The organism is Paenibacillus sp. J22R98 (assembly GCF_059383835.1).
The window spans coordinates 1-21,087 of record NZ_JBXENW010000015.1 but is presented as its reverse complement, the minus strand read 5'-3'; the positions used below and the strand labels follow the sequence as shown (position 1 = coordinate 21,087).

Below are 21,087 nucleotides of genomic sequence, written 5' to 3'. Positions count from 1 at the left end.
CATTATAGCTGCACGCCGGTAGGTACAAAGGTTAAGCTCTCGAGCTGCGATGTCGATCCGGCTTCAACCGCTTCCAGCAGAATGAGCAGCTTATTCTCTCCTTCTGCGAACCAAGGCCCTGGGAGGAAGAAGGAATCCTGACTGCCCCCGCTCATCGATGGTCTCGACTTGCCGCTCGCTGTCCATAACCGCCCTACAATTACGCCGCCAAAATAAACCGTTGCCTTCATCCCGCTGCCTTTCACATACACCCGCCAGCCATTAGCACGGCTAGCTTCCGGCAAAGTCCCGTACAGCCAAGACACGCTTCCCGCTTCCATTGTGACCGGAAGCGTGACAGTCGATGCGTCCTGCTCGGAGACTTCCGCATGTGCGAGCAATCCGGCTTCATCTGCAGCAGACAGCTGCCAGTTGCGAGCGGCGTTTCCTTCGTAGACGAATACCTCTCCGGCTCCTAATCCAAGTACGCGTTCCAGGAACACGGTGACTTGCACCTCTTCGCCCGGCTGTACATGCGCTGAGATATTGAGATAAGGATCAAACGGGTGTACCGTACCGACGGATGCACCGTTCACGAATACCTGTGCCAATGCTTGAATGCCTTGGAAGTGCAGTGTCCATGTATCTGCATGCGCTGCCGCCTTGAAGGTTTTGCGGTAATATTCACTGGATGGATGATCCGGTGAGAGCCAGCCGCCAAAGCTGCAAATCGCCCAAGCTTGATCGTCATAATCACGTTCCAGTACTTCCGGCTGCAGCGTGCGCGTTTTCACCCGCAGCATGCGCCAATGCAACAATGGCTTCACACCTGTAACGGAGACAAGTCCGGTTAATCCCTTCATCGAATCCAGGCTTAGTGCCGGCAAACGAGGATCATCGAAGTTGGTATGTCCCCAAATTTCTGCGCGAGCCGTCAGTTTGCTTCCTGCGCCGCCGACATTGCTGCTGTTGCTGCGGATAAATCGGCTGCCTCCGCCCGGCGTAATCGTTCCCAAGTAGCTCTCTCCTGAGTAGAGCGAGATCATGTCGCTGCCATTCTGAACGAGAATTCCTTGCACAGCTTGTTCAGCTTCATCAACGCCGCTCTCAGCTTCGTACCAAGCATAACCGCGGTAAATGCCGCTATGCTCCAGGAAATCCGCTGCTGGTAGTGATACCGCTGCAATCGCCGACATACTTGCTTGCGGCGTTACTTCTTTCAAGGACCAATTTACACTCGTTTCGCGAGGCGAAAGATCATAAGTAATTGGGCTGCCGATCGTGATTTCTCCACCGGCTTGGATGACATTCATGAGCAATGCATCTTTTCTTGCCAAACCGATCAGCTCAAGCTCCGTGCCGTCCGCCAGCTCTAAGCTGCAAGAAGCAATCGTTCCGGCTTTTGCTTGGAAGACGAACAGATAATTGCCTTCTTCATCGTGCGCCGATGCTGCAATGCCATTCTCTTGGATGCGAGCTGCGGGCTGCTTCAAGTTCAGCGCGATTTCACCTTCGTATTCACTGTGGAACACGATGACCGTCTTCCCGGCCTCGCGGTATACATCCGCCAGTTCTGCCGTTGAATAACGCAGGACGCCTTCGACTCCCCAGCCGCTCATCGGAACCCCGATCGGCAGCATCTCGCATCTTGCCGGAACGGTATGAAGCTTCGAAGCTTGTGGAATTAAGCCTCCTCCATCAGCGCCTTGCAGTTCAAGCTGTACGACTTCCTCTTGTTCGCCTACATTGGCTACAAACAGGAGATGACCGCCTTGCGCGAGACGCAGCTGTCTCTGGACCAGTGTCCCCGGTGCTGCTGCATCAGCTGAATCGACGAATCGTCTAGCTGTTACAATGTCCGCTGCAGGAGCAGATTGCGCTTCAGCAAGTGAGCTGCCGTAAGCGGTAAGTACGCGGCGCATCAAGCGACCTTCGTACGCTTCCTCGCGAATGTGGCCTTCCGGCGAAATCATCCCGTAGAAGTCATAATCGGATGTCATCAGTGCCAGCGGGTTTCCCCAGTTGTTCGTACCGTTGGTGAAGCCGAAGTTTGTTCCGGAAACTTGAAGGTAAGGACCGAGCAGCTTCGCTCCGCAAGATAACAAGCGGCGAAGCAGGAAATGTGATCTGTTCGTCTCCGTGACGAGCAGCGGTAGGTTTTGCTGAGAGAGTCTTTGTTCATAAGCGGTTACTTTGTATTCAAACTCGGGGTCTTTGTCGTTCGGATAAAAGTTGCAAGTTGGCGCGACGCCCTCTACAAGGCCCGAAGCCTCGAAAAGTCCGCCCTGTCCTGCACAAGCAATTAACGGAACCTGTATGCCATGGCTTACTGCCATGTCTCGAAGGGCGGTTATGTACCCTTTCGGATCAGGACAGTCGTAGAAGTCGAGCTCGTTCTCAAGCTGCACGCAGATGATGGAGCCGCCTCGCTGTTGTTCATACTTGGCCAGAAGCGGGAGAATGCGATCAAACCATTTCTCTACGGCCTGCATATAAGTGCTGTCTGTGCTTCGGATGATGATATCCGGTTTAGCGAACAGATAAGCGGGAAGTGCGCCTCCATCCCATTCGGAGCAAATGTACGGCCCAGGTCTTGCTACTACCCAGAGACCAACTTCAGCGGCCATCTGCAGGAATGTTTCTACATCTCGCTCGCCGGTGAAATCCCAGCTGCCTTCTTCCAGCTCGTGAAAGTTCCAAGGGAAGTAAACATCGATGGCGTTGTACCCGAAGGCCTTCACCTGTTCCAAACGTTCGCGCCAATGAGCCCGAGGATTGCGGAAGTAGAAGAGTGATGCGCACAGGATAATTTCGGCTTGACCGCCGATGCGCAATGCGGAAGACGAAAGCTGCAAAGCGGAACTCGTTTTCATGTCCATATTCATGCGTTCGATCCTCCCTGAGGTGACCAATGACCCTTTTTTATGAAACCCATTTCATTCGCTGTTAAAATAAAAATACACTTTAACGTTGCGGGTTTGAGCGAAGTTTGAACAACATCACAGATACCGTTTGTAAGTGTATTTCGGGTGACTTCATGCGTTTGCATCATGCCGGGATTATACGATTGTGTGGGTTTTATGAAACCCATTTCATACCTGGGTTAAAATTAAACCCTTGCTAGAGGGTCATCTTGATTTGAAGTGTACATTCAAAATGATAGCGCTGTCAATACTATTTTTTTGAAAGATTTTTTACCCCTGCGACGATGCGTTACCGGCCGCGCTAATGCTGATCCCTGCCCGCAAAGGTGCCGTGCTTTCACGTACAACGAGCTCAGGTTGAAGGACGGTCAGCGTATCAATGCTGTTCTTCCCGATGAGCTGATGGAGAATATGAGCAGCCGTACGGCCAAGCTCCAAACACTTGAGCGAAATCGTAGTCAGCTCCGGAATAACGTTAGCCGCAAGCGGAATATCGTCGAAGCCAATGATCGACATATCTTCGGGAACACGCAAACCGTGCTTAACGGCTGATTTGATTGCACCGATTGCAGATAGATCATTCGCGCAAACAATAGCCGTCGGTCGTTTTCCATCTTCCGCGCTAAGCAGCTCGTTCATGAACACTTTGCCCGCCTCAACGGTGAAACCGCCGGTAATAATCCAATCCTCGCGAATGGGCAATCCAGCCTCCTGCATGGCTTTCGTGTAGCCTTCCAAGCGCTGCACCGTATTGGACATCTGTTTGTATCCGCCGATAAAGGCAATATCCGTGTGACCAAGCCCAATCAGATGCTCAGTCGCAAGCATGCCGCCGGCAATTTCGTCGATGATCACGCGGTGGAATTTTGCCCCTGGCAAATTCCCGTTAATCAGCACGACCGGGAGACGCTTATTCACTTCCGCTACTTCCTTCGCCATCTCCTTGCTGCAACGAGCAAGGTCAATCCGGCCGCCAATCATAATGATGCCGTCAACCTGTTTCTCCATGAGGATATTCAAGTACTGGGATTCCCGCTGATACTGTGCTTTGATGTCCTGGTTGGAGGAGCCGGTGTCGCAGAGGAAGAACGTATAGCCGTTATTTCTTGCTTCCTGCTCAAGACCTGCCAGCACTTCCGGAAAGAACGGATTCGTAATGTCAGGCAAAATAATGCCGATCATGCCGGTTTCCTTCTTGATCAGGCTGCGAGCAAGCGCGTTAGGCTGGAACTGGTGTTTCTGGATGAGACCTAAGATACGTTCGCGAGTTGATGCTTTTACAGGCGCCGTGTTGTTCAGGACACGTGAGACGGTTGCGACGGAAACGTTTGCTTCTCTGGCAATGTCGTAAACAGTAACCGGTTTCATTTTGCCTCACCCTTTGGGCTAAGATCTGTCTAGGTGACAGTTTTTCACTAGCATAGCAGAGTTTTTTCCCACTTGTAAATGGGGCAAGCCAATCTACTAATTTGTGCATATGCAAGTAAATGAAATACATATATTTGAAAATAATATTGAATAACATCCATTTCATTATAACTGATATTTTTTATACTTTATAGCCTTCAATTGGGATCGCTATACAAATTTTTCAGGTAGAAATTATACATATGAGTGGAACCCGCAATTCGACGTGTCAGGTTAAACTTCAACTGGGACCGCGCGGAATGGGTACATTCTTGCTATACATCATGCTGATGAAGCCAGCTACATGTCCGAGCCGGATCTTGGAGATTCGTTCATTTGTTGGACACAATCTCCAAAAAGCGAACAATACGATATAACAATAAATAGAAATAATGCGGATGTTATTTCTACTGCAACTATTACTGTAGATTGCTGCTATATGTAGAGCAGGTGGATGCAGCCATTGGATTAAAATGGATATTCCATGTTAGAGTCCAACTGGATTCGGTTGAAAATCCATATTTCTTTCCAAGGAGATCTAACGACAAGTCTATATTCGTTTCGACAAGATCGCCGCTACAGTTCGTTAGCTTCTCGCGAAGAGTTCTAACGAACCGTACGGGGCTTATTTGTCCATTTCTGGCCCTGAAATATTGCTAACGAACCGTAGGGGCTCTATTTAGTGGTTTTTGGGTGTTTGGGAGCCGATTAGTGCCCCTACGGTTCGTTAGCTTTCGCGGAGAGTTCTAACGAATCATATGGGGCTTATTTGCCCCGAAATAGCTCCAAAAAAATTCTAACGAATCGTGGAGGTCCTATTCGGCGAATTATGGACAAATTGGAGCTGATTTTCTCATAATAAGACCTCTACGATTCGTTAGCTTCTCGGAGGCGAGATATCCGGCCATATAAGGCTTCTAGGATTCGTTAGATTTTCGCGTAAAGCTCTAACGAACCGTACGTCGCTTATTTACCCATTTATGGCCCCGAAATAATTGTAACGAACCGTACGGGATCCATTTAGTGGTTCTGAGGTGTTTGGGAGCCGATTAGTGCCCCGCCTCTTTAGGTTCTCGAAGCTCCGAATTTTCGGCTAAATAACGTCCCCATGGTTCGTTAGATTCTCGCGGAGAGTTCTAACGAATCATACGGGGCTTATTTGCCCCGAAATAGCTCCAAAAAAATTCTAACGAATCGTGGAGGTCCTATTCGGCGGATTATGGACAAATTGGAGCCGATTTTCTCATAATAAGGCCTCTACGATTCGTTAGCTTCTCGGAGGCGAGATATCCGGCCATATAAGGCTTCTAGGATTCGTTAGATTTTCGCGTAAAGCTCTAACGAACCGTACGGCGCTTATTTGTCCATTTCTGGCCTCGAAATAATTCTGGTCACTATATAGAGGAATAAACTCCGAAACGGCAAAGGGTATTTATCGCAAATAAGGGCTGCTGTGAGATCCCAAACCATCCCAACAACAACAAAAGCCACCTCAAAAGTCATTGCACTTTTGAGGCGGCCCTTCATCAACCACTGAAACATTAAGCAAAAATCCTACAAAATCTGCGCTGCTCCGCAGCTCCGAAAAGCAGCCTCAGCCGCACCGCCGCGCGATAAATCCGGGCCATCCGCCTCGTCGCTGTTGCCGATATCCGCTGCCACGATAATGGCTCCCTGACGGAGTGCCTCGCGGCATGGTTCGGTATCGCTGCTCTCCAGGCCAATGTCGGCAAGCGCGTGCTCCATATTGCGGTCATCGCCCAAGAAGGCGGTCGAGATCAGGAATCCATTGCTCGGATAGGTCATGCCGCCGATGAAGCCGCCGCTAATATTGAGACCGCTCGCCGCAGACATCGGCGCGTAGATTCGAAGATCGTCGACCCCATGGTCGTTTGCCGCTGAACGGGTTAAGAGCAGGTCCGTCATCTCGTCGGCATGCACGTTCGTTTCCGATTCGATCTGCCTGGAGTGTTCCCGATCCTTAGCCAGCACCTTCAGCTCGTGGTTCGTAAACCCAGCCTGCTCCAGTGCCTGAATGGCCGCAATTGCTTCATTTTCCGTATTAAATATGCCAATTTTGTACGTCATGTTCATCGCCTCCGCATCCCTGTTTAAGTTAGGTATACCCCAATTGGGGAGGATTAAACCGGATGACGAAGGAAATTCTACCATACGAAAACAAGCCTCGAACCGAAACCGCTGACCTTTATGGCCGTGACGGAGAACCATCCGGAATACGTGAGAGCGTCCACCCCGGCAGCACATCATGGCATGGGTAAAGCGCCGCTTTCTGCTCATCCAGTTCAACGCCGAAACCGGGGGTATCCGGTACGTACGCATAACCGTTGCGGAGAACAGGACTACCCGGGAACACCTCGCGCATCCGATCCGATATCGCGCTCCATTCCTGGACGCCGAAGTTCGGACTGCTAAGATCCAGATGGATGTTCGCGGCCATGCCGACCGGTGACAGATCCGGAGGACCGTGCCAAGCCGTGCGAATACCGAAGGCTTCGCATAGCGTACCCAGCTTCTCCGCGGGAGTAAGGCCCCCAATCGCGCTGACATGGCAGCGGATGAAGTCAATTAACCGCTCCGTAATAAGCGGCATCCATTCCGCGGAATGGACGAACAGCTCCCCCATTGCGAGCGGTGTCGCACTTTGCGCACGGATATGTCGAAACCAATCGAGATGCTCCGGCGGCAGCGGATCTTCGAGAAAAAACAAACGATGCGGCTCGAGCTGCTTCGCCAATCTTACGGCCTCAATCGGCACGATCCGCTCATGGATATCATGCAGCAGCTCAATCTCGAAACCAAGGTTAGCGCGCAAATGATCGAACATTTGCGGCACGCTGCGCACATAAGCATCCGGGTCAAAATAAGCACCCGGCAGCACATGATCAGGCTGATGCAGCTTATGGCCCTGTCCGCCATATCCGCCTAATTGGCAGCGGACATAACGGCAGCCCTGCTCCATAAACATGCGCACATTCTCTTCCACTTCGCTGGCATCCCGTCCGTCGGCATGGCGATAAACAGCCGCTGCTTCCCGGACTTTTCCGCCAAGCAATTCATAGACGGGGACACCGCATAGCTTGCCTTTAATATCCCATAAGGCCATATCAATTCCGGAGACGGCATTGTTCAGCACCGGACCGTTGCGCCAATAGCCGCTGACCATGGCGGTTTGCCAAATATCCTCGATCCGTCTTGGATCCTTGCCCACCAGGAACGGCTTCAAATAGTGTTCCACCGCCGAAGCGACTGCAAGATGCCGCTGCGTAAATGTTGCACAGCCAAGGCCATATAGACCGGGCTCATTCGTTTCGATCTTCACGACAACGAGATTAACCCCATCGGGCGCGGTCATGATGACCCGGACGTCCCTGATTTCCAATTGTGCCATAGAGAGGACAGCTCCTTTTGAACCCTATAGATTAGCTAACTGCTCTTCAGCATCCGCGGGAATCTCATGCCAGCCGTCAAATTTGCCAAGGAGCTGCTGAATGTAGAATGGTCCGCTCTCACGGAGCTGACGAGAACGCTCACCGACGAAGTTATCCACCCGATTCTTGCAGAACGACTGCAGGTAGTTATAATACAAGGCGCGCCGCTCCTCAGTCGGATGCACATTCGGCTTCGCCGCATGCCACAACGCACCATGGAAAATAACGGCGTCTCCCGCTTCGGCCATCACATCGATCTGCCCTTCAATCTCGCTCAGCCCATCGGGCGGATTCTTGCCTGAGAGATGGGAGCCCGGAACGACGACAAGCGGCCCCTTCTCCAGCGTAATTTCATCCAAGTAATACGCACAGTTGATCGATATCGGAAAATACCAATAAGGCGGCATCGGATCCGGATAAACATGCGAGTCCATATGCCAGCCGACCGGCATGCCTTTGCCCGGCTTAATGCGCGTGGCATTCACGCTTTCCATCTGAATGCGCGGCCCCATCAACGCCCGCATGAAGTTAAATACCGGCGGGTTAACGAGCAGCGGCACAAACGCCTCATCCCGGTCAATAATGTCGGGGATTTCCCGCGTCGTAAAGCCCTCCGATATGGCGATAACTTTATCGATTAACGTAGCTACCTGTTCAGGAGACAGAGCTTGCTTCACGACAAAATACCCGTCCCGCTTAAACTGCTCGACCTGCTCCTCCAGTGTCATGCTCATTTCAATAATGCCCCCTTGTCATCATGATTTTAAGATGAGCGCCTTGTTCATCGGCATCACGCCTCTTGGGCTCACATCAAATAATCGATTGCCGATCCAAGAGCCTTCATATCGCTCGCCGGCTACGATTTCTTCCCGCTTCACAAGCTCGGAAGGAAAGGACACTTCCACCGTTTCGCCGGCTTCCAGTCCCGCAACAACCAAATACGGATGTGCCAGCGAAACGCACTGCTTGCGCGGCGTATGACAAGTAATCGCATCTGTCGACAGCCAGCCCGGGACGCGGATATACAGATCGCCGGCTTGCTTCGGCTGTATGCGCAGCACACCGACCTCCGGCACCTCGTACTCCATCTTGACGTGCTCATTCTCCTTCGTCAGCCACAGATTGACATAGAGCCGATCTCCGCTGAGCGAGGTCGCATGATCCCAAATCAGGTACAGTCCTCTTCCCCCGGCAGCGCAACAGCAAGCCATCGTGTCCACCTTACCGCGGTTGGAGAAATCATTTGGGTTCATCCGGCCCGTAAAGCCGCCCATATAACGTTTTGGTACATTCCGATAGGTTCTAGTAGGCGTGTCCGGCTTATCGGTTACTTCTCTCGCCCACGATACGTCGCGCACCTGCGAGGCAACAAGCGTATTCGCGAACCGATCCGCATCGTCCCAGCAGGCAATATTGCCGTTCTTCGCCAAATAAATGGCCGTATGAATCATGTCCGTCGTGCAGCAAGTTTCGCTGTGCTGAATGACGCCCGGCAGCCAGCGGTATCGCTCATCGACCGGCTCCTCCCCGTTCAGGCCCGTGCCTTCCGGGAACCAACCATATGTACTGCCCATGCTGCAGGCCCAATCATATACCTTCTGACACCAAGCGATGAGCTCCGCATCCTGCTTGATCGTGGCATATCGCAAAATACCGGCAACGGCGCCCATCTTAGAGTGGAAATGGCCGTCATCCGGGTAGCGCCCCTGTGACCAGAAGCTGCCGTCTGCTTCGAATACGCGTGAATGATTCACGACGAAGCGCGTGAGCTTCTCCAGCATTTCCGCGGCCAGCGGATCGCCATATTGCTCATAATAAATCGCCAGCGGCAGGATAAAGACGCCTCCGCCATAATGCGTCGGCTCTACGATAAACCCATGCTCCGTGTAGATTTCCTCCGGTACAGCCATCCCCGGAACATACGTCTCAAACGGATAGCAGATGTAATCCTCACGCTCGACCGCAATGCTTCGCATCCCTTGCAGCATGCGCTCGATGCGCGTCTTCGCCTCATCCTCTTGATCGAATTTGAGCCAGCTCAACAGGCCCAGAAACACGCTCCGCTGGTCAAACATATTGGCGCCTGCAGGAACATCCCAATCGTTGCTCATCCGGTAGAACAGCCCATCCGACTCGCTTTGCATCCAGCGCAGCGCATCCTTCATATGCGTCTCGGCATCCCGGCCAAGACGCTCCCCGACGATCTCGCCGCACAGTATCGAGGCATCGAGAAACCGGCCAACCGCATCGCCAAAGTCCCACTCGCTATGCCAAGCAAAGGATTCGTCACTGCCGATTTTCGCGAAGAAATACGGTAGATGATGATAGTCCGGATCAAGCATTTCCTTGTAATGATGAATCGCCAGCGCTGCCAATTCTCTGTAATCCAATGATCTGCCGAGTTCCACCTTCTGATCACCCTTTCAATGAGCCTAGCATGATGCCCTTCACAAAATATTTCTGCAGGAACGGATAAATACATAGAATCGGCGCCGTCGTCACGATCAGCATCGCCATCTTGATCGATTCCGCCGTTACCGTCACGGCTCCCTGATGCATCTTGCTTAGTACCGCGAGGTTGGACGCTTCATTCGATTGAATCAGGAACAGCAGCAAATTCTGCGCGGTCCACAGCTTCGTATTGGAGATGAACGTAAACCCTGTGAACCAATCGTTCCAGTGTCCTACACCGACAAACAGCGCAATCGTAGCGAGCACCGGCTTGGAGAGCGGGAAGACAATGCTGAAGAAAATCCGGAAGTCCGAAGCACCGTCGATCTTCGCCGATTCCTCGAGCGCCTCAGGCAGCTCCGTCATAAACGTGCGCACCAGCATAATATTAAAGGCGCCGTACAGTCCGGGAATAATATACGTCCAGAAGCTGTTCAGCAGATGCAGCTGCTGCAGTGTAATGTAGAACGGAATTAGCCCACCGCTGAGAAACATCGGAATGACAATCCACCAGTTCAGAAATTTGCGCAGCGGGAAATTTTTCTTCGTCAGCACGAAGGCAAACATAGCTACCAGCAGTACCTGGGTAACGACGCCTACAAGTACCCGGGCAATCGTTACGCCATAGGCAAGGAAAATATCTCTATCGTTGAAAATAACGCTGTAGTTCTTCCAGGTGAACATACGCGGCCAGAGGTAAATGCCCCCCTTCTGCGCATCCATCGCATCGTTCAGCGAAATCGCTAAAATATAGATAAACGGATAAAGGCACAGAAACGAGAACGCGAGCATGAGCAGCATATTGACAACGTTAAACCATTTTTCTCCACGTGATCTCTGCATGAGGCAATCTCCTTTTAGCCATGCTAGCCGATTGGTTGATCCACCTGCCGGTGGCTCAAACCAATCGGCTCTAAATAAGCGATTCCTGCTTAAACAGCTTCGCGATAAAGTTACAGAGCAGGAATAGAATCAGTCCAACCGTCGCTTGGAAAACACCCATGGTCGCGCCGAGCGATAAGCCCATAAATCCGCCGGAATTGCGCAAATAGCTCAAGATGAGCGTATCCAGGATTTGACCGACCTCTTGCACCTGCAGGTTCCCCATTGTCCACAGCTGATCGAAGCCCGCGCTCATGAGGCCGGAAGCGCTCAGAATGAATAGGAGCACCATCGTGCCGCGAATGCCGGGCAGCGCGATATGCCAGATCTGGCGAACCCGGCTTGCGCCGTCGATGCTGGATACCTCGTACAGATGCGGATCGATGCTTGATAGCGCTGCTAAATAAATGATGGCGTTAAAGCCGATATTTTTCCAAAGTTCGGTGAAGATAACGATCGGCAGGAAGGCACTCGTGCTCCCCATGAAATAGAAGGAATCGTTCAAGATGCCGATTTTGGTCAGCATTTCGTTAATAAGACCGCCATCCGGAGACAGCAGCTTATACCACAGCCCCGCCGCGATAACCCACGAGATAAAATAAGGCAGGTAGCTGATCGTCTGTACGAAGCGCTTAAATACGGTTTGATGAATCTCGTTAATGAGCAATGCGAATAGAATGGTAGCCGGAAACCCGATGACCAATTTCAGTCCGCTGATGATCAGCGTGTTGCGCAGGGCGTTCGTAAAGTCGGGCAAATGGAAGATCGTTTTGAAATTATCCATCCCGACAAAATCGCTGCCGGAGTACCCTTTAACCGGATTGTAATCCTGGAAAGCCATAATAATGCCAATCATCGGGTAATAGGAGAACAACAGAAAGAAGATAAGCCCTGGTATCGCAAAAATATACAACCAGCGCTGATCCCACATTTTGCGGCCTATTTTCCCCATGAGAAGCTGTCTATTGCTTGGCGTATGCGTCTGCGTTTCAGCGAGAGTCGTCATCGCGAGTGACCCTCCTTTTCGGATAAATGGTGGAGGAGAGCGCCGAAGCGCTCCCCTCGTATGCGAGTTTGGTCAGGCATGCTGATTGGCTTGCGTGTACGATCCAAAGATCGGACATGCAGCATTCAGCTATTACTTCGATTACTTTAAGCTTTCGAGATTAATGGACTTCGCCGCTTCCGTTCTTTCTTCCACGACTTTGTCGTAGCCGAGCGCACGTGCATTTTTGCCCCAATCCTCAACTAGCTTCTTGATATCATCCGGGTTCTTGGCCGTTACAGCCTTCGCCACCAATTGCTTGTAACGATCGCTTTCGCCCACTGTCACTTTGTTCTCTACATCGCCCGGATCCACATAACGCTGCGGATCAGTAATATACTCCGTAGGGAACTTGGAGCCTAGGTTCTTCCACGTTTCGATCATATCCTCGCGCATTTCATAGCCGGATGGAGCTTGGTTCTTGATCAGCGCTTCGTAGTTCGGAATGAAGGAGTAGACGTCGATACCGGCATGAGCGCGTTTGTTCCAGTCGCCTTGCGTCTCATCGAAGAAGGCTTTCGTATCTACGATTTTGCCATCGGCGTTACGCTCCCATTGCTGGCCTTCCAAACCATATTTGGTCAAGATCGTACCATCCTCGGAAAGGACATAATCCAGCGTCTTGAAGAAAGTGTTAACTTCTTCTTTCGGAAGACCGGCCTTCACAGCCCACAGACTCCAAGCTTCCAGTCTAAACTGCGGCAAGCTTGGTCCCGAAGCGATTGTCGGATCATACAGCTGCACGCCGACGAACTTCGCGTTCGGATCGGTTTTCTTCATGCTGTCCGTGTAAGGGTTCGCCTGCTCCCAATAAGCGCCGTGAACGGCACCGATGCGGCCTTGGTTCCCTTTCTCGTCAATTTGACCTTGCTTGAGCGAGAAGCTTTCTTCTTCAATTAAGCCTTCTTTGTACAGCTTGTTATAGAAGGTCAGCGCTCTGATCAAATTCTCGGGCTGCGATACATCGGAGCGTGCAGCTTTACCATCCGCATCCGTATACCACCATCCCGTGCCGTTGTTTTGGCCCGGCGGGAAGAACACGTTGATCATATTGCGGAAGTTTTCGCCGAATGCCGAGTACGGCACGACCGGCTGGCCGTTTACATCTTTGATTTGTTCCTTGAATGCTTTCAGCGCATTGTAGAACTCATCAACTGTTTTGGGATAACCCAGATTGACTTTATCGAGCCAGTCCTTGCGAATCCAAATCGTCGGCTGGTCGATCGCATAAGCCTGCATGTTGGAGAAGTTTTGCGGGATGCTGTACAGCTTGCCATCATGAGGATTGGTTGAGAAAGGAAGCAGCTTCTCGACGGCTTTCTTCACATTCGGGTATTTATCCAGCCAAGGCGTCAAGTCTTCCAGCTTGCCGCTTTCGCCCATGGTGTTTAGAATAAGCTTTGTTTTACCGTCTGCCCCAACCGCTACGAAATCCGGCCAATCGGAACCGCCGGTGGATGCCCACAGCTGCAGCTTCTGCACGACATCGCCGTAGCTGCCCGTTTTGAGCACATCGTAGGTTAAATTGTTCAGTCCGAGGCGCTTCGTCAGCTCCGGGAGCACGATATCCTTAGCCGGATCGGCATTATCCCAGCCCCAGTTGAACGCGGTGATTTTCAAATCACTGACCGTTCCAAGCGGCTTCTCTTCTGTATTTGTCGCTGCTGCATTGTTCGAAGAGGAGTTGTTCGTTGCTGCTGCATTGTTTGTTTTCGTTGCGTCATTCGTGGCGCTATTGGTCGTATTATCGTTGTTGTTGCTGCCGCTGCAGCCAACGACGCTTAGAGAAAGGGTTGCTACACTTAACAGAATGCCTACTTTACGCTGGATTCTCACACGTTATTCCCCCTGTACATGAGTGATGGAACCTTGCTCAATAAAGGAACAAAACCGTTTATTCTGTGCAGTCCATGCCACCCGGCCAATCGACCGTGCTCCACTCCCCCTTGCTCCATTCATGCGATACATGCGCGCGGGATTCTCATGCCCCCCTTGGCATTGCCAAGCATTCGCAACCCCTAGTGTTATCTATGTGGTACAGGTGATCCGGGAGATGCACGCCGCTTATGAGAAACGGCCGAAACACTCCCCGCTCATCCTCATCCCAAATTCACTGCAGCCATTCGGCCGCGACGACAATGACGACTAGCTTACCAATGGACCCTGCCGCTGCGCTGCGCTGCGTAAGGGATGCCTTGAACCAGCGGCGCAGCCTGCTGATCCATCCATTCGCGCTTAAACAGCGGATAAATGTGCCCCGAAGGCGTAACGGAGAGCACCGTGTCGCCGCGCCAACGAACATTGTAATCCTGTCCGGAAACACGCTCGACCTTCTCTACAGTGGTGATTGGGTACAGCAGCTGCACAAGTTGACCCGATTGCAATCCATGGAGGCGAATATAACCATCCTCTGGAAGCGGAGCACTTATGACCTCACCGTCGATCGATACGGTAATATCCTCGAAATCAACCCAATCCGGCACGCGTACACGCAAGTTTGGCGCGTCGTGAATGACGAGCTCGAGCTTGCCCTCATACGGCTGATAGCTGATGACCTCAACCCAATCGCTGTTGCGGCTAAACGACATATTGACGGAAACGACCTCATTTTGCTTGGTGACGATATCATCCCAAACCAGGTAGCAGGCCCGAATGCCAGCTCCAAGGCAGCAGCCTTCCACGCTCTCGCGGCAGTTGTCCAACGATCCCGGCTTCGACCAGGAAGCCCAGCTTCCGTAGAGCGCCCGTTCGAATAGCGGCTTCTGCGCTTGATCGACATTCGGCAGCATCGGATCGGTATGTACAATTTGGTTCTCCAGCAGCTGATTGCGGGCGAACCGCTCCAAGATCGCATAATAATTCGGATCGATATGACGGGCGATTAGCAAGCCCAGATGAATAGCATCCGTGATTGAACAGGATTCGCATGAAGCGTCATCCGGACCGACGCCATCCGGTATCCAGCCCCACGTGCTGGAATAACGCAGTGTCCAATCGAAGACGGTTTTCATTTTCGCAATTGTTGCTGCGTCATTGGTTTTCAGGGCACGGCGCATTAGGGCAACGGCCGCTGTGAGGATGCCGCCGGAATGCGTATGTCCCTGATAATGCCCCTCTGCATTAAACGTTCCGCTGACATTCAGCACGAAACGACCCATCCGATCAAGCAAGTCCTCGCAGTCCGGTGCATCGACACTTTCGGTGTACCGAGCTAACGCGAGCATGATTCCGCCGAGCGGGAAGGTGGGATACCCGTTGAAATCGCCGAATACGGCATGCTCCATCGTGTTCCAGCCTTCGGCATTGCGGAACCAGTAGCTGTAGTCCTCTTCATGCTGCAGCTTGCTTCTTATCGCAACGGCGAGCTTGTCGATGACCTCTTTACCGGCTTCTGAAGGCGAATCCAGGTACAAATCCACGTAAGCCAGCAGCATCCTGCCTGCCATGAACGGATTCAGAAACGGATCGCAAGTGTCCAGCATCGCACGGAGCGCTTGTTCTTCTTCCACATAATCGGTGGCCCCGGTAATCGGACGACCCAGCAGATACGCATCGGTAAAACGGGAGCACATATCACCTAGATCCCAGATATGATGTTCGAGCTTAGGTTCGGGCTGCAAGCGAAGCAGAAAATAAGGCCGCATATTCTGTTCGGGATCCAATCGGTTCGCAATCGCACTGAAACCGCGTTCGATTGCTTCCTGCAAATAATACGTCTTCGGTCTGCTTGCCATGTGAACTTCGTTTACCATCCTTACTCCCCCTGTTTGTTGACGCGTATGAAGACAGACGAAATAAATAGAGCGCTTACATTTTGAGTTTGAAGAAAAGTTGGCAGCTGTCTGATGACGTTCTTGAAGAAGACCATTGAAGTTGAAGGTTGATGTGAGATGCACTTCGAAAAGGTGGGTATTGCTGAGTGGTGTTCTAGGAGGCGTTCATAATTATATATCAAATATACAACTTATAAACTTTGCTTGGTGGCTGTTTACCTGCATCATACTCCCATGTTATAACGTCTGTAAAGAAAAAAATTGGAAAATCAAAAAGAAAGTTGTATATTCATTATATCAGGAGAGAGAGTGTGATTAGATGTCCGTACCAACGAAACGCGTCCCCCTTTACAACCAAATCCGCACGTATATAACCGACCAAATCGCACAAGGCCAGCTGATCCCCGGGGATCGTCTGCCATCGGAAAACGAGCTCGCGGAGCATTTTGGCGTCAGCCGTATTACCGTTAAAGGCGCCTTGTCCTCACTCGTGAAAGAGGGTACCGTTTACCGCATTCAGGGCAAAGGCTCCTTCATCGCGGATCAAGCACAAGGCGAGCCTCTTCGTTATCAGTCGCCGGAGACTCGCAAGCTGAAGCTTATCTCCTTGCTGATTCCCAGCCTGAAGACCGCCTATATGGTGAATTTGGTCAAAGGTGTGGAAAATGCCGCTTCGAGTCAAGGCTACCGCGTTATTGTCTCGCTGACCCATGAGTCGGTGGAAACGGAATGTTTATTGCTAGCCGAGGCCGAAGAGATGGGTGTAGCCGGAGTGATCGTCTACCCTGTCGAAGGGGAGAGCTATAACGAGGATATTCTGCGAATGACCTTGCGCGGTTACCCCATTGTGGTCATCGACCGCTATCTGAAGGGGCTTGAAACCAACTGTGTTTGCACGGATCATTTCAGCGGCGCGTATGCTGCAACTACCCATCTGATCGAGGCAGGCCATTTCCGGATTGCCTTCCTTACAGCTCCCTACACGGGAACGACCAGCATGGAAGACCGGCTTGAAGGGTATCGGCAAGCATTGGCTGACCATGCCCTATTAAGCGATCCTAGGCTTGTGTTTACCCGCACAGAGCCCGAGCAAATTGAGCTGTACCTGCAGCAAAATCCGGATGTCACCGCTGTATTTGCGCTTAATTCCTCCCTTGGCCTCAAAGTATTTGCGGTCGCCGAGCGGCTGCAGCTCTCCATTCCCGATCAGCTGTCGGTGATCTTCTTCGACGACTATGAATATTCGACCCGTTGGACGCTGCGCCCAACCTGCATTTTGCAGCAGGAGGAAGAAATCGGTGCCCAAGCCGGACGGCTCATGCTCTCGCTTGTCGCCAATCCTGCTCAGGAGCGGAAGAAGATTGTACTGTCTCCGCGCCTTGTTATCGGGGGCACGACGGCTGCGCCGTCTTTTCGGTCATAAGCCTTATGTTTCAAGACCCCTTGGAAGGGGTATACAACTCGTAATAAGAAATTTTGGATACAGGAGCGTCGAGCTATGAAACAAACCGATAAACTATTTTTGCGTACGGAGAATCAGGAAGGCAAATGTATCGTTTATGTCGGAGGCGAGCTGGATTTGGAATCCGCCGTTCATATGCGTGCAGTCATGACTCCACTGATTGAATTGACTGATCGAGAGTTAACTCTTAATTTGCGCGAGCTCCGTTATGTGGATAGTACCGGCATCGGCATTCTCGTGTCCGTGCTGAAAGCCAGACATGCCAAACAAGCGCCTTTTAGCGTGGAAGCTGTCCCTCCTCATATTCGCAAGCTGTTCGATATGACGGGCATCACGCCATTTTTACTCAAACAAGCCTAATTCGTAATTGCCGCAGAAAGGGACGAGAGCATAATGAACATACGGGTCGAAGAAGTAATCACCTTGCAGGTGCCGGCTTCGGCGGAATATATTGATCTGGTTCGATTAACTCTCTATGGATTAGCTGTCAAAATCGGCTTCTCCTACGAGGAAATCGAGGATATGAAAGTAGCGGTATCCGAGGCGTGTAACAATGCCGTTCTATACGCATACGGCGACCTGAGCACTGGGGAGGCCGCTCCGGTTCCACAGCCAGCGCCGCGGATTGAGGTGCGCTTCATTAAGAAGAACGATGCCCTCTCCATTATCGTCAAAGATGATGGCCGCAGCTTTGACGCATCAGCCGCAGCCGCACGTGCGAAGCCGGTAGACGGAAAGTCGATTGATGAACTCCAAGCAGGCGGACTTGGCCTGTTCTTGATGCAAGCACTGATGGATGATGTGGAAGTGAACAGTGAAACCGGAACGGAAGTGGTTCTTACCAAGCGCCTAGTAAAGAGCGGTGAATTGTGATGAGCGCGCAGCCGGTTAAGCAGCCCAAGCCTACAAGCATGGAACTTATTATGGCTTATCAAAGCGATCCGACTAACGATATCGCCGAACAGCTCATCACCCATTACGAGTCTATGGTTCGAATGGCCGCCGGTAAAATCTCGCGGAACCGCCCGGATTTATACGAGGATTTAATGCAAGTGGGCCAGATTGCGCTGCTTCGTTTATTCGGCCAATTCGACAGCTCGCTCGGTGTGCAGTTTGAGCCTTACGCCATGAAAAGTATCATCGGGCATATGAAAAATTATTTGCGTGATAAGTCGTGGTATGTTCAGGTCCCTCGCCGTATTAAGGAGAAAGGGATCGCCGTTCAGCAAGCGATCGATGAGCTGACCGTGAAGTTTGAACGCTCTCCGAGGATTGAAGAAATCGCGGAGGCCATGGCGCTCACCGTGGAGGAAACGACTGAGATTCTGGCAGGTCGGGAGCTTTATCATTACGTCTCGCTGGACACGCCGATTTCGGATGATGACAATACGTCATCGCTCGGTGATTTGCTCGGGTCGGACTCCAATGATTTTGAAAATATTGATCGTCGGCTCGATCTACAGGCTGCACTTTCGAAGCTGAAGCCTGAAGAGCAGAAAGTGCTGCTGCTGGCTTATCAGGATGGACTCCCCCAGCGACAGATCGCGGATCAGCTTGGTATCTCTCAGATGAGCATTTCCCGGATACAGCGGCGTGCTATCGATAAATTAAAGCAGCTGCTGCATGAACACCATGAGCTGGAAGAGTAGAAGCGCGCTGTAGGCCTAGCATGATGGCCGCGGCGTGCTTTTTGTGTTTTTGGATAAAATTGTCGGCGGCGCTGTTGTGCTTCACTCGGGGTTCGCGTTATGATGGTAACATGTATAGCTATACGCACGGACAAGCAGGAGGCTTCTAAACCATGATGCATCGGATGCTGCAATTTCCGCAAGCGTGGGAATGGCTCATGCTTCACGAACAGCGGCCGGAAACGTCCGGTCTTAGTCGCAGCAGCAAAGCGGCAGTCGATGATGCCACTTCGGGGGTGCCAACTGCTGCTGATCTGGCGGCGGAGCTTGCTCACGCGAAACAAGCCGTTGTGCAAGCCCATCCGGAGCTCGCTGGCTGGCTTAATGATGTTGAAGGCATTGCTCACAATCAAATTATCGTTTCCGAGCTTCCGGGCGGTGACGCTATCTTGCATGGGACCTTGCTCTTTCAGGTGTCTGAGGATGAGAGTGATATCCTCCCCTTGCATTTTCGAATGACCGATCGGAAGCTGGTCACTTATATGTCGGATATGCGTTTATCCGTTCGGCTGCAGCTCGATCCTTGGCAGGATAAGCTGAACCGTTGCCAGAGTGCGCCGGAAGGTTTCTTCGTGCTGCTTGGCGCCGTGCTGGAGACGTTTCATGACGGACTCGATCGGTTCGAGACGCGGCTCAGCGATTTGGAGCTGAAGATGCGTAAGCAGAATCGCACCGGCCTGATGAATGTCATCTTCGAGCGGCGCTATGAGCTTCTGCATTGGAGTCACTTGTTTATTCCGATCAAGGAAATTCAAGGCGCAGCCAGAGAAGCCTTCATGCATACGCTGCTGGAGCAGGAAGAGTTCAAACGGATGGAGCTGAAGCTCGACCGTATTCAGGGACTGCTCACCCATTATGCGATGGAGATCGATACGCTTCTGATGATGGACGATGCCATCTCGAACTTCCGCGGCAACGATATCATGAAGACGCTGACGATCTTCACCGCCTTGTTCATGCCGGCAACGGTCATCGGCGCCGTCTGGGGCATGAACTTCAAGGACATCCCTTGGGCCAGTGAGCGCTGGGGCTTCATAACCGTCAGTCTCGTCATTGTCGTCACCACCATCCTCATCTATTGGTGGCTGTGGAGCAAGGGCTGGACGGGCGATCTGCTGAACGGCCGTCACAAAGGCGACCGCGTCGGCAGCTCGGGCGGCGCGGACCTCGCGCTAGCCGGCGGCGACGATGCGCCGCGGTCGCGGCTTCGCCGAGGCGGCCGCGCCGGCGGAGCTGCTGCGGAGGCGGAGCCTGGCGCGCGCTCGGCGGACGCCGGGAGCCGCAGCGGCGTCGAGCACGACGCGCCGCTGCCGTCGCGGTCGAGCCGGTAGGGATAGGAGCGCGCGATGGCACGAACGCGCCATAAGGCGCTGGTCGCGGGGGCTCGAAGCGGCGTGAACGCCATCAGGGCGTTGGTCGCGGGGGCTCTCGAAGCGGCGTGAACGCGATCAGCGCTAGTCGCAGAGGAGCAGTTTGGGGCTGAGAGACGGATTTCCGTACTCTCAGCTCTTTTTTGTGCGGTTTCGCCGCTGAGAGTTCGATTTTCGAACTCTCAGCCCTCGGCGCGGACTGTTGGAGTTACTATTGAGAGCGATAGGCAGCTATCGACGGGGAAATCATACACGGAAGGCAAGTTAGTTGAGTTGCTGAGCATTGTAAGCGGCATATCCGCTTATAATGCTTTTTTCGGGTGATTTCCCATACAGTTAGCGGATATACCGCTTAAGGCAATGGATATCATGCGAGAATGCCTAGTTAGTTGGATTATCGAGCATTGTAAGCGGCATATCCGCTTATAATGCTTTTTCCGGGTGATTTCCCATACAATTAGCGGATATGCCGCTTAAGGCAATGGATATCATGCGAGAATGCCTAGTTAGTTGGATTATCGAGCATTGTAAGCGGCATATCCGCTAATAATGCTTTTTTCGGGTGATTTCCCATACAGTTAGCGGATATACCGCTTAAGGCAATGGATATCATGCGAGAATGCCTAGTTAGTTGGATTATCGAGCATTGTAAGCGGC

The 21,087-nt window shown here is 52.1% G+C and carries 15 protein-coding genes; 5 read left to right on the top strand and 10 right to left on the bottom strand.

The features are described 5' to 3' along the window. Nucleotides 1-2: 2 nt before the first annotated feature. The 10 genes from AC50Y3_RS28200 to AC50Y3_RS28155 form a co-directional block, all read right to left on the bottom strand. Nucleotides 3-2,864, bottom strand: a complete 2,862-nt coding sequence (locus tag AC50Y3_RS28200) for a beta-galactosidase (RefSeq protein ID WP_494822033.1) — start codon at nucleotides 2,862-2,864, stop codon at nucleotides 3-5. Between the two features lie 309 nt (nucleotides 2,865-3,173). Then, entirely contained in the window at nucleotides 3,174-4,271 is a 1,098-nt protein-coding gene (locus tag AC50Y3_RS28195; protein ID WP_494822032.1) for a LacI family DNA-binding transcriptional regulator, read from the bottom strand. 1,593 nt (nucleotides 4,272-5,864) lie between these two features. Then, complete coding sequence (locus AC50Y3_RS28190) at nucleotides 5,865-6,398, bottom strand: general stress protein (protein WP_494822031.1); 534 nt, start codon at nucleotides 6,396-6,398, stop codon at nucleotides 5,865-5,867. Between the two features lie 118 nt (nucleotides 6,399-6,516). After that, nucleotides 6,517-7,719: an enolase C-terminal domain-like protein gene (locus tag AC50Y3_RS28185; protein ID WP_494822030.1), complete on the bottom strand. Its 1,203-nt coding sequence runs from the start codon at nucleotides 7,717-7,719 to the stop codon at nucleotides 6,517-6,519. 24 nt (nucleotides 7,720-7,743) lie between these two features. Next, nucleotides 7,744-8,493, bottom strand: a complete 750-nt coding sequence (locus AC50Y3_RS28180) for a phytanoyl-CoA dioxygenase family protein (protein WP_494822029.1) — start codon at nucleotides 8,491-8,493, stop codon at nucleotides 7,744-7,746. A 21-nt stretch (nucleotides 8,494-8,514) separates the two neighbouring features. Continuing rightward, nucleotides 8,515-10,167: a glycoside hydrolase family protein gene (locus AC50Y3_RS28175; protein ID WP_494822028.1), complete on the bottom strand. Its 1,653-nt coding sequence runs from the start codon at nucleotides 10,165-10,167 to the stop codon at nucleotides 8,515-8,517. Between the two features lie 7 nt (nucleotides 10,168-10,174). Next, entirely contained in the window at nucleotides 10,175-11,053 is an 879-nt protein-coding gene (locus AC50Y3_RS28170) for a carbohydrate ABC transporter permease (protein ID WP_494822027.1), read from the bottom strand. 70 nt (nucleotides 11,054-11,123) lie between these two features. Continuing rightward, on the bottom strand, nucleotides 11,124-12,098 hold the full coding sequence (locus tag AC50Y3_RS28165; RefSeq protein ID WP_494822026.1) for an ABC transporter permease: 975 nt from the start codon (nucleotides 12,096-12,098) through the stop codon (nucleotides 11,124-11,126). A gap of 141 nt (nucleotides 12,099-12,239) precedes the next feature. Next, the gene (locus tag AC50Y3_RS28160) at nucleotides 12,240-13,973 is read right to left on the bottom strand and encodes a type 2 periplasmic-binding domain-containing protein (RefSeq protein WP_494822025.1); all 1,734 of its coding nucleotides are present in this window, start codon (nucleotides 13,971-13,973) and stop codon (nucleotides 12,240-12,242) included. A gap of 314 nt (nucleotides 13,974-14,287) precedes the next feature. Next, nucleotides 14,288-15,889, bottom strand: a complete 1,602-nt coding sequence (locus AC50Y3_RS28155) for a hypothetical protein (RefSeq protein WP_494822024.1) — start codon at nucleotides 15,887-15,889, stop codon at nucleotides 14,288-14,290. 340 nt (nucleotides 15,890-16,229) lie between these two features. Between AC50Y3_RS28155 and AC50Y3_RS28150 the strand changes: the two genes are divergently transcribed. The 5 genes from AC50Y3_RS28150 (at nucleotide 16,230) to AC50Y3_RS28130 (ending at nucleotide 20,391) form a co-directional block, all read left to right on the top strand. Then, entirely contained in the window at nucleotides 16,230-17,333 is a 1,104-nt protein-coding gene (locus tag AC50Y3_RS28150; RefSeq protein WP_494822023.1) for a LacI family DNA-binding transcriptional regulator, read from the top strand. Nucleotides 17,334-17,408: 75 nt separating this feature from the next. Continuing rightward, nucleotides 17,409-17,732 (top strand): STAS domain-containing protein, encoded by a 324-nt coding sequence (locus tag AC50Y3_RS28145; protein WP_091225376.1) that lies wholly within the window; start codon nucleotides 17,409-17,411, stop codon nucleotides 17,730-17,732. Between the two features lie 33 nt (nucleotides 17,733-17,765). Beyond that, complete coding sequence (rsbW, locus tag AC50Y3_RS28140; protein WP_494822022.1) at nucleotides 17,766-18,245, top strand: anti-sigma B factor RsbW; 480 nt, start codon at nucleotides 17,766-17,768, stop codon at nucleotides 18,243-18,245. Next, entirely contained in the window at nucleotides 18,245-19,021 is a 777-nt protein-coding gene (locus tag AC50Y3_RS28135) for a sigma-70 family RNA polymerase sigma factor (protein ID WP_494822087.1), read from the top strand. The genes rsbW and AC50Y3_RS28135 overlap by 1 nt, the downstream gene beginning before the upstream one ends. Nucleotides 19,022-19,173: 152 nt before the next feature. After that, on the top strand, nucleotides 19,174-20,391 hold the full coding sequence (locus tag AC50Y3_RS28130) for a magnesium transporter CorA family protein (RefSeq protein ID WP_494822021.1): 1,218 nt from the start codon (nucleotides 19,174-19,176) through the stop codon (nucleotides 20,389-20,391). The last annotated feature ends 696 nt before the right edge of the window (nucleotides 20,392-21,087 follow it).

Bases quoted from the DNA above. Each gene is read 5' to 3' on its own strand.
- AC50Y3_RS28200 (WP_494822033.1), bottom strand. From the start codon at position 2,864: ATGAATATGGACATGAAAACGAGTTCCGCTTTGCAGCTTTCGTCTTCC.
- AC50Y3_RS28195 (WP_494822032.1), bottom strand. From the start codon at position 4,271: ATGAAACCGGTTACTGTTTACGACATTGCCAGAGAAGCAAACGTTTCC.
- AC50Y3_RS28190 (WP_494822031.1), bottom strand. From the start codon at position 6,398: ATGACGTACAAAATTGGCATATTTAATACGGAAAATGAAGCAATTGCG.
- AC50Y3_RS28185 (WP_494822030.1), bottom strand. From the start codon at position 7,719: ATGGCACAATTGGAAATCAGGGACGTCCGGGTCATCATGACCGCGCCC.
- AC50Y3_RS28180 (WP_494822029.1), bottom strand. From the start codon at position 8,493: ATGAGCATGACACTGGAGGAGCAGGTCGAGCAGTTTAAGCGGGACGGG.
- AC50Y3_RS28170 (WP_494822027.1), bottom strand. From the start codon at position 11,053: ATGCAGAGATCACGTGGAGAAAAATGGTTTAACGTTGTCAATATGCTG.
- AC50Y3_RS28165 (WP_494822026.1), bottom strand. From the start codon at position 12,098: ATGACGACTCTCGCTGAAACGCAGACGCATACGCCAAGCAATAGACAG.
- AC50Y3_RS28155 (WP_494822024.1), bottom strand. From the start codon at position 15,889: ATGGTAAACGAAGTTCACATGGCAAGCAGACCGAAGACGTATTATTTG.
- AC50Y3_RS28150 (WP_494822023.1), top strand. From the start codon at position 16,230: ATGTCCGTACCAACGAAACGCGTCCCCCTTTACAACCAAATCCGCACG.
- AC50Y3_RS28145 (WP_091225376.1), top strand. From the start codon at position 17,409: ATGAAACAAACCGATAAACTATTTTTGCGTACGGAGAATCAGGAAGGC.
- rsbW (WP_494822022.1), top strand. From the start codon at position 17,766: ATGAACATACGGGTCGAAGAAGTAATCACCTTGCAGGTGCCGGCTTCG.
- AC50Y3_RS28135 (WP_494822087.1), top strand. From the start codon at position 18,245: ATGAGCGCGCAGCCGGTTAAGCAGCCCAAGCCTACAAGCATGGAACTT.
- AC50Y3_RS28130 (WP_494822021.1), top strand. From the start codon at position 19,174: ATGATGCATCGGATGCTGCAATTTCCGCAAGCGTGGGAATGGCTCATG.